Genomic DNA, 13,463 nt, shown 5'->3' with positions numbered 1-13,463 from the left:
GTTCGACGATTCCCACGTTAGGGAGGGCCTCCGACATTGGCGTCGGAGAACCCCCCAATGGGGGACAGACGGGGAACGAACCCTGATGTGCAGAAGCCTACGCCGACTTCGAACGTAGATTCGATGACACGCCGGTCGCGCCGTGCGAAGAGCCGAAACCCTCGGCGGCATACCGTGTGGCAAACCGGAAGCTCAGGAGCGACGCGGCTCCAGGCGACCGACGCCGTAGCGACGTTCCGCGGGGACGTCTGTCTCTTCGCACAGCGCGAGCCAGACGTCGCGCGGGTCGACGCCGGCCGCCAGTGCATCGACGCTGGTGCGCCCGCCTACAGAGGAGAGCACGAGATCGGTGAGAAGAGATCCGCCGCGCGCGCCGAACTCGTCGCTGACGGCGCGATCGAACTCGCTACGACGCATGAGCGCCGCTCAGCGGAGCGAGAGCTCGGGTTCGACGGAGGCGACGAGCTCGTCGGGCACCACGTCGGGGAAAGTCTGCAGGCCTTCGAGGACGGAGAGGCGGTCGCCGACTTCGCGCATGATGGTCGAGATGGGAACATCGAGGGCTTCTGCAACAGAAGCGAGGATCTCGCTCGAGGCTTCCTTCTGCCCGCGCTCGACCTCACTGAGGTAACCGAGGGCGACGCTCGCACGGCTGGCGACCTGGCGGAGGGTACGACCCTTCTGCTGGCGGAGGTCACGCAGGACTTCGCCGATCTCTTGACGAACCAGGATCATGTTGGGGCCCTCCTCACTGCTGATTCCGTCGCCGTCCTGAGTGGACGACTGTGAAACACCTTCTGTGGTCACCCTAATGCCGCGCGCTGTGCACCGGATGGGAATCGCTGGACGAAACCGGGATATGCGATGATTTGTTCCCGTTTTTTCTCATCGCCACGACGGCGGGGAGTTCACAGGGCGGCCAGCGCACGACGGATCGCCAGATGGGCGGTCTCTCGGCGGATCCGCTCACGGTCGCCGGCGATTACCAGAGAGTCCACTCGCGTACCCAGCGGAGTCGATACCGCAATGTGGACCGTGCCGACCGGCTGACCATCTTGCTCGTCGGGGCCCGCGACTCCGGTGGTGGCGATCCCGACGTCGGTGGGCGCTCCGTCGCGGCCCAGAACGTCTCGCACACCGCGCGCCATCTGACGTGCCACGCGAGGGTGCACGGCCCCGTGCGCCTCCAGCAGCGTCTGGTCGACGCCGAGCAGGCCGTGCTTCAGGTCGGTCGCGTACGCGACCACTCCCCCGCGCAGGGCTCGCGACGCGCCGGGGATGTCGACGAGCGACGACACGACGAGACCGCCGGTCAGGGACTCGGCTACCCCTATCGTCCATCCCAGCTCGATGAGCCGCTCGAGAAGGACGGAGGCGCTCTCGCGGGGCGTTCGAACGAGGGTCTCGTCGAGGTCGTCGGGCACGCCGTCGATCACCGCGCGCCTCTCTTCTTCTGTGCCGCCCGGACCTCGGTCACGACGTAGTCGAGGCCGGAGGCGATCGTGAGCACGACCGCGATCGTCATCGTGACCACGCCCGCCCACCAGACCGTCGAGTTCCACGCGGGCGCCTCGGAGAGGGAAGCGAAGGGCAGGAGCGCGATGGACAGCGCCACGGCCTGGAAGACGGTCTTCAGTTTGCCCATCCATGCCGCGGCGAGCACGTGGTCGCTCACCACGACGAACCGGTAGACGGTGATACCGACCTCGCGCACGAGCACGACGATGGTGATCCACCACGGGAGTTCACCCAGGATCGACAGACCCACGAACGCGAGTCCCGTGAGGGCCTTGTCGGCGATGGGATCGAGCAGCTTCCCCAGATCGCTGACGATGTCGTACTTGCGGGCGATGTACCCATCGACACCGTCGGTGGCGATCGCCACGATGAACAGCGCCGCCGCCGCCCACCGCAGACCGCCGTCCGTGCCGGCGTCGGCCAGCAGCAGCCAGAGGAAGATCGGCGCGCAGACGATTCGCGCGACGGTGATCGCGTTGGGCAGTTGCGGGTGCACGGCCATCAGTCGCGCCCCGTCAGCTGCCACGCGTCTTCGGAGCCCTCTTCGTCGTCGACGTTCACGACCGGGAGACCCTCGAACTGCGCCTCGATCGGATCCGAGCCGTAGCGGTCGTCGGCGTCCGCCGCGGCAGCCGCCGGAACATCATCGCCGCGCAGCCGCGCGAGGACCGCGGGCAGTTGCTCGTTGGTCACCATGACGTCGCGCGCCTTCGACCCTTCGGACGGACCGACGATTTCTCGCGACTCCAGCAGGTCCATGAGACGGCCGGCTTTGGCGAAGCCCACGCGGAGCTTGCGCTGCAACATCGAGGTCGAGCCGAACTGGGTAGACACGACGAGTTCGGCGGCGGCCAGCAGCAGTTCGAGGTCGTCACCGATGTCGGCGTCGATCTCCTTCTTCTCGGCGGCGGCTTGCACGTCGGAGCGATACTCGGGCCGCGCCTGCTGGGTGACGTGTGCGACGACCTTCTCTATCTCCTGCTCGCTCACCCACGCGCCCTGCACGCGAAGGGCCTTGGAGGCACCCATCGGTAGGAACAGACCGTCGCCCTGTCCGATCAGACGATCGGCGCCGGGCTGATCGAGGATGACGCGGGAGTCCGTGACGCTGGTGACCGCGAAGGCCAGGCGCGAGGGGACGTTCGCCTTGATGAGGCCCGTCACGACGTCGACCGACGGACGTTGGGTGGCGAGCACGAGGTGGATTCCACTCGCTCGTGCGAGCTGCGTGATGCGGACGATCGAGTCCTCGACGTCGCGCGGGGCCACCATCATGAGGTCGGCGAGCTCATCGACGACTACGAGGAGATAAGGGTAGGGCTTGAGCACCCGCTCGCTGCCGGCGGGCAGCTGGATCTCACCCGCGACCACGGCCTTATTGAAGTCGTCGATGTGACGGAATCCGAACGACGCCAGGTCGTCGTACCGCATGTCCATCTCCTTCACGACCCACTGCAGCGCCTCGGCCGCCTTTTTCGGGTTGGTGATGATGGGAGTGATCAAGTGTGGAACACCGGCGTATGACGTGAGCTCGACGCGCTTCGGGTCGATCAGCACCATGCGCACGTCGGAGGGCTTGGCGCGCATAAGCAGGCTCGTGATCATCGAGTTGACGAAGCTCGACTTACCCGAACCCGTGGAACCGGCGACGAGCAGGTGGGGCATCTTCGCGAGGTTCGCCACGACGAAGCCGCCGCCGACGTCCTTGCCCACGCCGATGGTCATCGGGTGGGTGGACGACGTCGCGGCATCCGAGCGAAGGATGTCGCCGAGGGTCACGATCTCACGGTCGGCGTTGGGGATCTCGACGCCGATCGCGCTCTTGCCCGGGATCGGCGCCAAGATGCGCACCTCGTTCGAGGCGACGGCGTAGGCGATGTTGTTGGTCAGCGCGGTGATGCGTTCGACCTTGACACCCGGACCGACTTCGATCTCGTACTGCGTCACCGTGGGGCCACGCGAGAACCCGGTCACCCGGGCGTCGACCTTGAACTGCTCCATGACGCTCTCGATGGCCTTGACCACCGCATCGTTCGCCGCGGATCGCGCCTTCGGTGGCGTTCCGGCGGCGAGAGCGGTGACCGCGGGCAGACGATAGTTCGCGGCGGGGGGCGCACCGGCGTGGTCTCCGCCCAGACCCGAGATGCCGGGCAGATCGTCGTCCGCAGGTCCTTCCACGGGTGAGTCGTCGTGCAGACCGCGGCCCGCGGCGGCACCCGCGAGAGCCGTGGCGTCGAACACTTCGGTCAGGGCATCCGGCGTCGGCGGAAGGGGCGGAGGGGTCGGTCGGGTCGTCGGCTCGGGCTCGACCACCGCGGACTCGAAACCGCCCTGCGTCGTTCCGGGAGACAGCAGCTCCGTCAGGTCGTTCGATCCGAGAGAGCCGTCGGTCTCTTCTTCGCGACCGGTCTTGTTGCGTCTCCACCAGGGCAGCGACTTCTCGGTCGATTCGTCGTCGGAATCGTCTGCGGGCAGCACCTGGGTCGTGGCCGTGTCGTCGCGCTCCGTACGCTCGGCCCCGAACATCCAGGCGTACAGGTCGCCCAGACGGCGGCCGATGCGATTCGGCGGGGTCTTCGTGAGGATGAGGATGCTCAGCACCGCGAGCAGGGAGAGGGCGATGTACGCCCCGATGTTCGTGAGGACGAGAGCGAGCGGCTCCCCCACGATCCAGCCGGCGAGCCCGCCGGCCGGGCTCAGCGCCGGCAGACCACCCACGTTCGGTGCGGGGCGATCCCCGGCGACGTGGCAGAAGCCCGCGACCGTCACGATGAAGAGGGCGAAACCGATACCCACGCGGCCGTTGTCATGCACCGAGGCCGGGTGACGGAAGAGCCAGCCCGCGAGGAAGAGCAGCAGTACCGGGAGGACGAAGGCAACGCGTCCCACGAGCCCGCCGAAGCTGTACGCGCTGATGAGCGCAGCGGCATCCGTTCCGATGAAGAACCACTCGACGACGGCACCGAGAGCGGCGAGCACCACGAGGAAGAACGGGAAGCCATCGCGGCGCTGATCGCGCTCGAGGTTCTCGGGGCCGAAGGCGCGGAACATGCCACCCACGCCGTGGGCGACGGCCATCCACGCGCGGACGGCGGCGGCCGGCTTCTCGGGCTCGTCGACGTAACGCTTGGGCGCCGGCGCCGCGCGCTTCGACGCGGGCGCCGCGGCCTTCGCGCGCGACGACCCCTTGGCGGGAGCGCGACCGCCGGACGGTGACGAGGTACGAGGCATTCCTCCACGGTAGGCCGGACCTCCGACATTCGGGGGTACCGACGCGGACTTCAGCCCAGCCGCTTGACCATGACGTCGCGACCCATTCCCTTGCGCACGACGGCGAAGCCCTCCGACCGGTATAGCGACACCGCGTAGTTGTCGCGTTCCACACTCAGGCTGATCCGCGCATATCCCTGCGCGCGCGCGTGATCGACCAGGTGCTGCAGCAGCGCACGCCCGACGCCGTGCGCGCGCCAGACGGGCCGCACGCCGATGACGAGCTCGGGCACTCCCGTGCCGATCCACCCGAAGCCGGGCTCGTCGCGCGGGAGCATGCGGTACCACGCCGCCCCGATCGGCTCGCCGCTCGGTGATTCGGCGACGAACCCCGCATCACCGGGGCGCATCCACCCCGCGATGTAGCGCCGGTGCTCGGGACTGCTCACGATCTCGTGACGCGGGCGTGAGACGCCGGCGCGCCAGGTGGCGGCCTCGACCGTCATGTCGGCGAGGAAAGCGCCGTCGGAAGCGAGCGCCGCACGGATCGGGAGACCGGGCATGCCCGCATGATAGCGAGCGTCGGCCCGCGCGGGGGCGGAAAAGACGAAGCGCCGCGGGAGAACCCGCGGCGCTTCGGAGAGGTGTCAGGCCTCGATGATCAGGGGAACGATCATCGGGCGTCGACGCAGCGACTGATTGACCCAGCGACCGATCGTGCGACGCACGACCTGTGAGAGCGCATGGTTGTCGCGCACACCCGACTGCGCGGCTTCGGCGAGCGCCGCGGCGATCTTCGGCTTGACGCTCTCGAAGACCGAATCGTTCTCGGCGACACCGCGCGCGTGGATGTCGGGGCCGGAGACGATCCTGCCCGTCGCGGAGTCCACGACGACGATGACCGAGATGAAGCCCTCCTCGCCGAGGATGCGACGGTCCTTGAGGTCGGCATCCGTGATGGCACCCACCGACGAACCGTCGACGTAGACGAACCCGATGTCGAGCTGCCCGACGACGCGCGCGACACCGTCGCGGAGGTCGACGACCGTCCCGTTCTCGCCGAGGATCGTGTTCTGCTCGGGGATGCCCGTCTCTTGCGCGAGCTTGGCGTTGGCCATCAGGTGCCGGTACTCGCCGTGCACGGGGAGAACGTTCTTCGGCTTGAGGATGTTGTAGCAGTACAGCAGCTCACCCGCGGCGGCGTGACCGGAGACGTGCACCTTGGCGTTGCCCTTGTGCACGACGGTCGCGCCCAGCTTCGTCAGCCCATCGATCACGCGGTAGATCGCGTTCTCGTTCCCGGGGATCTGGCTGGATGCCAGGATGATCGTGTCGCCCTCGCCCGGCTCGATCGCGTGGTCGAGGTTGGCCATGCGGCTCAGGACCGCCATCGGCTCGCCCTGTGAGCCGGTCGACATGTAGACGATCTTGTCGTCGGGGAGGTCGCGGGCCTTCTTGTAGTCGATCAGCACGCCGTCGGGAACGTTGAGGTACCCGAGGTCGGCCGCGATCCCCATGTTTCGCACCATGCTGCGGCCCAGCAGGGCCACGCGACGCCCGTTGGCGTGGGCGGCGTCGAGCACCTGCTGCACCCGGTGCACGTGGCTCGAGAAGCTCGCCACGACGACGCGGCGGGGCGCGCGGGCGATGACCTGGTCGAGCACCGGACCGATCCCGCGCTCCGGTGCGGTGAACCCGGGCACGTCGGCGTTCGTGGAATCGACCAGGAACAGGTCGACGCCCTCTTCGCCGAGCCGCGCGAACGCGCGCAGGTCGGTGATGCGACCGTCGAGCGGGAGCTGGTCCATCTTGAAGTCGCCGGTGGCCAGGACCAGGCCCGCGGGGGTCCGGATCGCAACGGCCAGGGCATCGGGGATCGAGTGGTTGACGGCGACGAACTCGAGGTCGAACGGGCCCACCTGCTCACGCTGGCCCTCTGTGACGGTCAGCGTGAACGGCCGGATGCGGTGCTCTTTCAGCTTCGCCTCGATCAGCGCGAGCGTGAGGCCCGAGCCGATGAGGGGGATGTCGGCTTTGAGCTTCAGCAGATAGGGAACGGCGCCGATGTGGTCTTCGTGGCCGTGCGTGAGCACGACGCCGACGATGTCGTCGAGACGGTGCTTGATGGGCTCGAAGTCGGGCAGGATGAGGTCGACGCCGGGCTGGTGCTCCTCGGGGAACAGCACGCCGCAGTCGACGACGAGAAGCTTGCCCTCGTACTCGAACACCGTCATGTTGCGCCCGACCTCGCCGAGGCCGCCCAGCGGGAAGACGCGCATGGTGCCGGGGGCGAGCTCCGGCGGATCGTAAACAGTCGTGGGCATACGTGCCTCCTCGGATGCCGCCTCGCGGCATCCCTTCGTGTGACGTCCCTGGCCGCGGTTCGGCGGACGCCGATGTCTATCTCGTGGTGCCGTGCACCTTCGGCAGGGCACCGCCGGCGGCCGCGTTACGGTCGGGGCGGAAGTTGGAGAAGTCGGCGCCGGCCACGTTCTTCACCAGGGCCAGCTCGTCTTCGATGACGGCGGCTTCCCACTCCTCCGGCCCGACGAGGGGCAGGCGGACGCGGGGGCTGCCGATGCGGCCGAGGCCGTGCAGGATGTACTTCGCCGCGACCGTGCCGGGCACGTGGGTCATGACGGCACGGACCAGCGGTTCGAGGCTCTTGTGCGCGGCGGTGGCCGAGGCCAGGTCGCCCGCGTTCACGGCGTCGACGATGGTCCGATAGGGCGTCGCGGTGATGTTCGCCGTCACACCGATCAGACCGGAAGCCCCGATCGACAGGTGAGGCAGCACGTTGGCGTCGTCGCCCGAGAAGTACATGAGGTCGGTCTGGTTCAGCACACGGCTGACCTCGCTGAAGTCTCCCTTGGCGTCTTTGATGGCGAGGATGTTCGGGTGCTTGGCGAGACGCAGGATGGTCTCGTACTTGATGGGCACGCCGGTCCGGCCGGGGATGTCGTAGAGGATCACCGGCAGGTCGGTCGCGTCGGCGACGAGGCGGAAGTGCGTCAGGATGCCGGCTTGGGTGGGCTTGTTGTAGTACGGCGTGACGATCATGATGCCGTCGGCTCCGGCCTTCTCGCTGGCCTTGTAGAGCTCGATCGCGTGGGCCGTCTCGTTCGAGCCGCCGCCCGTGATGATCTTGGCGCGGCCGGCCGAGACGCTCTTGCCGACCTCGACGAGGCGCAGCTTCTCGGGGTCGGTGAGGGTCGAGGTCTCCCCCGTGGTGCCGGTGACGACGATGCCGTCGGCTCCCGCGGTGATGACGTCGTCGATGTGCTTCTCGGTGGCGGGCCAATCGACTTCGCCGTCGGCGGTCATCGGGGTGATGAGCGCGACGAGCACCTGACCGAAGGGATTGCCGGAGTGCGTCATGGTTCCAGGTTATCTGTTCGCGACGTGCCACCCTCGGCGTCGACCGGAGCTCGGGTGAACATTGCGTGACCGCGACCGCGTCCTAGGGTGGGCCACATGGCCTGGACCACCCGCTCATCGCGCACCGTCTATGAGAACCGTTGGATCCACGTACGTGAGGACGACGTGACCGGTCCCCACGGCGACGGCATCTACGGCGTCGTGCGGATGCAGCACCCGGCGGTGTTCGTGGTGGCTCTCGACGAGCAGGAACGCGTGTGCTTCGTCGAGCTCGAGCGGTACACGACCGGGCGCTCCCTCGAGGTCCCCGCGGGTGGCTCCGACGGCGAGGATCCGCTGGTGGCCGCGAAGCGAGAGCTGCTCGAGGAGACCGGGGTGACGGCATCCGAGTGGAGCTCCCTCGGCCGGATGAACGCCCTCAACGGCATCGCCGACGCCCCGGAGTACGTGTTCCTCGCGCGCGGCCTGACGATGACGGATGCCGCGGCCTCGCAGCGGGAGGAGGGCATCGACGCCGTGCGGTGGATCCCGTTCCCCGAGGCTCTCGAGCTCGTCGCGAGCGGCGAGGTGTCGGACGGAGAGACGATCGGCGCGCTGGCCCTGGCGGGCATCCGCCTGGGGCGCTTCCGCTGACCTCCCGCCGACGACGCGTCAGCGCCCGCGCGAGGCGGCACGCACCACGACCGCATCCGGAAGCAGGCGCGAGACGGTGACGAGCGCTTTGTACCGCCACGACGGCACCGAGACCGAGCGTCCGCGTGCGGCGTCGCGGAGACCTTCCCGGACGACCTTGTCGGCATCGAGCCACATGCCCGCGGGAACCCCCTCGTGCCCCGGCGGCAGGCCGAGGCGCTCGTGGAAGTTGGTGTGGACGAAGCCGGGGCACACCGCGGTGACGGTGACGCCACGGGGCCCGTAGACGACGTTGGCCCAGCGGCTGAACGAGATGAGCCAGCCCTTCACCGCGCCGTAGGTTCCGCGCGGGACGAACCCGGCGACCGACGCGACGTTCACGATGCGGCCGCTCCCCCGCTCGAGCATCGCGGGCAGGGCGGCGTGCACGAGCCTCATCGCTGCTTCGACGTGCAGGCGCAAGTGCCGCACCTCGACGGCGACGTCGTTCTCTTCGAAGGCGAGGTCGAGCCCGAATCCGGCGTTGTTGACGAGCACGTCGACGCCCGCGGCGAGACGCCTCTCGACCACGGCGAGCGCGTCGTCGTCGAGGAGGTCGGCGGCGAGCACGTCGACGTCGACGCCCGAGCGCGCTCGGATGTCGACCGCGACCCTCTCCAGGGCCGCGCCGTCTCGAGCGACGAGCACGAGGTCAGCACCGCGAGCGGCGAGCTGACGGGCGAACTCGGCGCCCAAGCCCGAGCTGGCCCCCGTGATGAGCGCGACGGCCACGTCAGGCGCCCGCTCGCCGGTAGGTCTCGAAGCGGTAGCGGATGCCGCTCGCCGAGGTGTGCCAGCCCTCGGCGGGGTCGGCGGTCTCGAGCGTCCACCCGTCGATCGAGGGGGCGAACGTGTCGCCGTCGACCTCGACGTCGAGACGCGTGATCTCGAGAACGTCGGCGCGGTGGATCGCGTCGGTGTAGAGACGACCTCCGCCCATCACCCAGATGGCATCGCCGTGAGCCCGTCCGAGCGCGTCGTCGAGCGAGGACGCTCGCTCGGCGCCCTCGTCCGCCCACTCGTCCGAGCGGGTCACGACGAGGTTCCGACGCCCCGGAAGAGGACGGAACCGCGGCGGGAGCGACTCCCACGTGCGCCGGCCCATGACCACGTCGGACGCCCCGGTCACCGCGCGGAAGTGCGCGAGGTCTTCGGGGACGTGCCACGGCATCCCTCCGTCGGCACCGATCACGCCGCCGTGCGCCTGCGCCCACACGAGCCCGACGGTGGTCATACCGCGACAGCTCCGCGGATGGCGGGGTGGTGCTGGTAGTCCTCGATCACGATGTCGTCGTAGCGGTAGTCGAAGATCGACTCCGGCTTTCGGGCGAAACTCAGCGTCGGGGCGGGGTACGGCTCGCGCGTCAGCTGCTCTCGCACCTGTTCGCGGTGGTTGTCGTAGACGTGGCAGTCACCGCCGGTCCAGACGAACTCGCCGGGCTCGAGGCCCGTCTGCTGCGCGACCATCAGCGTCAGCAGCGCGTACGAGGCGATGTTGAAGGGCACCCCGAGGAACATGTCGGCGCTGCGTTGGAAGAGCTGACACGACAGCTTGCCGTCGGCCACGTAGAACTGGAACAGCGCGTGGCACGGGGCGAGGGCCATGTCGGGGATGTCGGCGGGGTTCCACGCGGACACGATCAGGCGGCGGGAGTCGGGGTCGCGGCGAATCTGCTCGACGACCTGCGAGATCTGGTCGATCGTCCCGCCGTCGGCGGTGGGCCAGGAGCGCCACTGCACACCGTAGACGGGTCCGAGTTCGCCGTCGGCGTCGGCCCACTCGTCCCAGATGGTGACGCCGTTGTCTTTCAGCCACGAGACGTTGGATTCGCCGCGCAGGAACCACAGCAGTTCGTACACGATCGACTTCAGGTGCACGCGTTTGGTCGTGATCAGCGGGAACCCCTGGGCGAGGTCGAAGCGGATCTGACGCCCGAACACGCTCGTGGTGCCCGTGCCGGTGCGATCGGACTTGTGCACGCCCGTCTCGAGCACGTCGCGGAGCAGGTCTTCGTAGGGCGTCGGGATGTCGGCGGTCACGGCCCTCACGATACCCGCGACGGGCTCCCGTCGGGGTGTCGGCGGCGGGCTCGGCGAGACGGTGCACCCCTGGGGAGGAGCACCCGTCATGGGAGGACTCATCGGCCCCGCTCGCGCGCCCGCGCGTTAGCGTTGACCGTCGTGGACGTGACTTTGGCTCTTCTCGCGGTCGGCGCGCTCGTCGTGCTGACGACGATCGCCGGCGTCGTGTTCCGCCGCCGACAGGGTCGAGCGCGGACCGTCGCCCCGGCGGAGGCAGTCGATCCGGGCCTCGTGGGCGCGAAACGGCTAGGAATCGAGGCGACCCTGGTGCAGTTCAGCACCGAGATCTGCTCCCGATGCCCCGGGGTGCGCCGCATCTTGACGCAGGTCGCCGACGCCCGCGAGGGTGTCGTCTACGTCGACGTCGACCTGACCCATCGCCCCGACCTCGCCCAGCACTTCCGCGTGCTGCAGACCCCCACCACCCTCGTCCTCGACCGACGCGGGGTCGTGCGTACCCGTTTCGGCGGGACGATCGAACGCGCCGCGGTCGAGAGCGAACTGACCCGCCTGCAGAAGGAGTCCTCCCATGCCTGAACCGTCGCGCATCGACGCCCGCGGCCCGCGCTTCGCGGCATCCATCACCGCCGTCCTCCTCCTCGTGGCGACGGTGCTCGGTCTGGTCGGGATCTCGACACGGCGCGGGGCCGTCGGTTTTCCCGCCGCAGGCGGCGTTGCCGTGTCTCCCGACGTCTGGGCCCTGCCTGCCGCGTCCTTCACCGAGCGTGTCGCCGACCCCGGCTTCCTCCTCCTGCTCATCGTCGCCCTGCTCTTCGTCTGGGGCGTCGCCTGGCCCCGCACCGCTCCCTGGGGTGTCCTCTACCGCCGCGTCGTGCAGCCCCGTCTCGCGCCACCCACCGAGTTCGAAGACCCCCGTCCGCCCCGCTTCGCGCAGGGAGTGGGGCTGTTCGTCACCGCCGTCGGCCTGCTCCTGCACCTCGCGGGGGTGCCGTGGGCGCTGCCGATCGCTGCGGCCATGGCGTTCGTGGCGGCATTCCTGAACGCCGCCTTCGGCCTGTGCCTCGGATGCCAGCTCTACCTCGTCCTGCAACGCGCGGGACTCATCGGGCGCCGCGGTCCCGCCGCCGCCTGAGCGTCTCCGCGCAAGGCGCTGTCAAGACCCGCCCGGTGTCGGACGCTCTGATTAGGCTGGCCGCGTCGCGGTCGCCCCTGACCGCGCCGAGACAACGGAGGTTCCCCATGGCCGTCACGAGCGAAGCCACCACCGCCTGGAAAGGCAGCCTGTTCGAGGGATCGGGTGAGGTCACCTTCACCTCGTCGGGCATCGGCACGTTCGACGTGAACTGGAAGGCGCGCAGCGAAGGATCGGGCTCGGTCACCACGCCGGAAGAGCTGCTCGCGGGCGCCCACTCGTCGTGCTTCAGCATGGCGCTGTCGAACGCGCTGGCCGAGAACGGCACCCCGCCCGAGTCGGTCGACGCCACCGCGTCGATCACCTTCAAGCCCGGCACCGGCATCACCGGAAGTCACCTCAACGTCAACGCCGTCGTCCCCGGACTCGACGACGAGACGTTCCAGAAGATCGCCGCCGACGCGAAGGCCAACTGCCCGGTCTCGCAGGCGCTCACGGGTATCGACATCACCCTCGAGGCCACGCTTGCCTGAGACTCCCGCCCGACGCGTCGTCCTTGCCGGCGCGTCGGGCCTCATCGGCTCGGCCCTGCTCGACTCGCTGCGTGGCGACGGAGTCGAGGTCACCTCACTCGTGCGTCACGAGCCCACCGCCGCGCACGAGGTGCAGTGGCTGCAGGATGCCACGCCGCTCGACCCCGACGTCATCGCCGGCGCCGACGCGGTGGTGTGCCTCAACGGCGCGTCCATCGGTCACTTCCCCTGGACCCCGTCGTACAAGAGCACTCTGTTGTGGTCGCGCATCACGCCGACCCGCACGCTGGCCGCGGCCGTCCGCGCCCTCGGCGATGACGCCCCCGCCCTCGTGAACGCCAGCGCCACCGGCTTCTACGGCTCGCAGCCGGGAACCGTGCTGACCGAGTCTTCGAAACGCGGCTCCGGTCTTCTCGCCGACATCTGCGTGGAGTGGGAAGACGCCGCTCGCGCCGCCGGCGACTCGGCCCGCGTCGCCATGCTGCGCACGGCGCCCGTCGTCCACGAGCAGGGCGTGCTCAAGCCTCTGCTGCTCTTGACGAAGCTCGGCATCTCCGGCCCGATCGGGCGCGGCACCCAGGTATGGCCCTGGATCTCGCTCGACGACGAAGTGCGCGCCATCCGCCACGTCATCGATTCCGACCTGGCGGGACCGGTCAACCTCACCGGCCCCGTGCGGGCGACGGCGAACGACCTCGGGTTCGCTCTCGCTCGTCGGATGAACCGCCCCTACCTCGTTCGCGCGCCGATCTGGGGCGTCAAGCTCGCGCTCGGCGCCGATGCGACCGAAGCGCTGCTCACCTCCGACGCCGACGTACGCCCTGCCGTTCTGGAAGGCGACGGGTTCGCGTTCACGCACCGCACGGTCGAGGAGGCCGTCGCAGCGGCCGTCCCGGCCCACGACGCCGCTTGATCGCGACGGGGCGGCCACGAGGCCGCCCCGTCGTTCGCGGCCGTGCGGTCGCGTGGCAGACGCC

The 13,463-nt window shown here is 69.2% G+C and carries 16 protein-coding genes; 5 read left to right on the top strand and 11 right to left on the bottom strand.

Going from position 1 to position 13,463, the window contains the following annotated elements:
- Window positions 1–192: 192 nt before the first annotated feature.
- The 8 genes from J2X55_RS07980 to dapA form a co-directional block, all read right to left on the bottom strand.
- Window positions 193–417 carry a DUF3046 domain-containing protein gene (locus tag J2X55_RS07980; protein ID WP_115920301.1) on the bottom strand — a complete coding sequence of 75 codons (225 nt, stop codon included), beginning with the start codon at window positions 415–417 and terminating at the stop codon, window positions 193–195.
- A gap of 9 nt (window positions 418–426) precedes the next feature.
- Window positions 427–735: a helix-turn-helix domain-containing protein gene (locus J2X55_RS07975; protein WP_055835145.1), complete on the bottom strand. Its 309-nt coding sequence runs from the start codon at window positions 733–735 to the stop codon at window positions 427–429.
- A 173-nt stretch (window positions 736–908) separates the two neighbouring features.
- The gene (locus tag J2X55_RS07970; protein WP_115920298.1) at window positions 909–1,436 is read right to left on the bottom strand and encodes a CinA family protein; all 528 of its coding nucleotides are present in this window, start codon (window positions 1,434–1,436) and stop codon (window positions 909–911) included.
- Window positions 1,433–2,020 carry a CDP-diacylglycerol--glycerol-3-phosphate 3-phosphatidyltransferase gene (gene pgsA, locus J2X55_RS07965; RefSeq protein ID WP_309823026.1) on the bottom strand — a complete coding sequence of 196 codons (588 nt, stop codon included), beginning with the start codon at window positions 2,018–2,020 and terminating at the stop codon, window positions 1,433–1,435. The genes J2X55_RS07970 and pgsA overlap by 4 nt, the downstream gene beginning before the upstream one ends.
- A complete protein-coding gene (locus J2X55_RS07960; protein ID WP_309822810.1) occupies window positions 2,020–4,749 on the bottom strand; it encodes a DNA translocase FtsK 4TM domain-containing protein in 2,730 nt (909 codons plus the stop codon). The genes pgsA and J2X55_RS07960 overlap by 1 nt, the downstream gene beginning before the upstream one ends.
- A 50-nt stretch (window positions 4,750–4,799) precedes the next feature.
- The gene (locus J2X55_RS07955) at window positions 4,800–5,291 is read right to left on the bottom strand and encodes a GNAT family N-acetyltransferase (protein WP_115920292.1); all 492 of its coding nucleotides are present in this window, start codon (window positions 5,289–5,291) and stop codon (window positions 4,800–4,802) included.
- Window positions 5,292–5,375: 84 nt separating this feature from the next.
- Window positions 5,376–7,052, bottom strand: a complete 1,677-nt coding sequence (locus J2X55_RS07950; protein ID WP_115920290.1) for a ribonuclease J — start codon at window positions 7,050–7,052, stop codon at window positions 5,376–5,378.
- Between the two features lie 76 nt (window positions 7,053–7,128).
- Window positions 7,129–8,106, bottom strand: a complete 978-nt coding sequence (gene dapA, locus J2X55_RS07945; RefSeq protein WP_210111133.1) for a 4-hydroxy-tetrahydrodipicolinate synthase — start codon at window positions 8,104–8,106, stop codon at window positions 7,129–7,131.
- Between the two features lie 96 nt (window positions 8,107–8,202).
- Between dapA and J2X55_RS07940 the strand changes: the two genes are divergently transcribed.
- The gene (locus J2X55_RS07940; RefSeq protein WP_309822809.1) at window positions 8,203–8,739 is read left to right on the top strand and encodes an NUDIX hydrolase; all 537 of its coding nucleotides are present in this window, start codon (window positions 8,203–8,205) and stop codon (window positions 8,737–8,739) included.
- An 18-nt stretch (window positions 8,740–8,757) separates the two neighbouring features.
- Here J2X55_RS07940 and J2X55_RS07935 read toward each other — a convergent pair whose 3' ends face one another.
- Genes J2X55_RS07935 through J2X55_RS07925 form a run of 3 tightly spaced genes read right to left on the bottom strand, consistent with a single transcriptional unit; the run spans window position 8,758 to window position 10,818 of the window.
- On the bottom strand, window positions 8,758–9,510 hold the full coding sequence (locus J2X55_RS07935; RefSeq protein WP_115920286.1) for an SDR family oxidoreductase: 753 nt from the start codon (window positions 9,508–9,510) through the stop codon (window positions 8,758–8,760).
- Between the two features lies 1 nt (window position 9,511).
- Complete coding sequence (locus tag J2X55_RS07930; protein WP_309822808.1) at window positions 9,512–10,012, bottom strand: dihydrofolate reductase; 501 nt, start codon at window positions 10,010–10,012, stop codon at window positions 9,512–9,514.
- Entirely contained in the window at window positions 10,009–10,818 is an 810-nt protein-coding gene (locus J2X55_RS07925) for a thymidylate synthase (protein WP_309822807.1), read from the bottom strand. The genes J2X55_RS07930 and J2X55_RS07925 overlap by 4 nt, the downstream gene beginning before the upstream one ends.
- 147 nt (window positions 10,819–10,965) lie before the next feature.
- On the opposite strand from J2X55_RS07925, the gene J2X55_RS07920 reads away from it, so the two are divergent.
- From J2X55_RS07920 to J2X55_RS07905, 4 genes are all read left to right on the top strand, one after another.
- The gene (locus tag J2X55_RS07920; protein ID WP_309822806.1) at window positions 10,966–11,397 is read left to right on the top strand and encodes a thioredoxin family protein; all 432 of its coding nucleotides are present in this window, start codon (window positions 10,966–10,968) and stop codon (window positions 11,395–11,397) included.
- Entirely contained in the window at window positions 11,390–11,953 is a 564-nt protein-coding gene (locus J2X55_RS07915; RefSeq protein WP_115920278.1) for a DUF4395 domain-containing protein, read from the top strand. The genes J2X55_RS07920 and J2X55_RS07915 overlap by 8 nt, the downstream gene beginning before the upstream one ends.
- 107 nt (window positions 11,954–12,060) lie before the next feature.
- Window positions 12,061–12,486, top strand: coding sequence for an OsmC family peroxiredoxin (locus J2X55_RS07910; RefSeq protein ID WP_103210405.1), 426 nt, complete (start codon window positions 12,061–12,063; stop codon window positions 12,484–12,486).
- Entirely contained in the window at window positions 12,479–13,399 is a 921-nt protein-coding gene (locus J2X55_RS07905; protein WP_309822805.1) for a TIGR01777 family oxidoreductase, read from the top strand. Before J2X55_RS07910 ends, J2X55_RS07905 begins: the two co-directional genes overlap by 8 nt.
- Window positions 13,400–13,463: the final 64 nt, after the last annotated feature.

The organism is Microbacterium sp. 1154, assembly GCF_031455375.1.
Lineage (GTDB): Bacteria > Actinomycetota > Actinomycetes > Actinomycetales > Microbacteriaceae > Microbacterium.
This window is presented reverse-complemented; position numbering and strand designations above follow the sequence as displayed.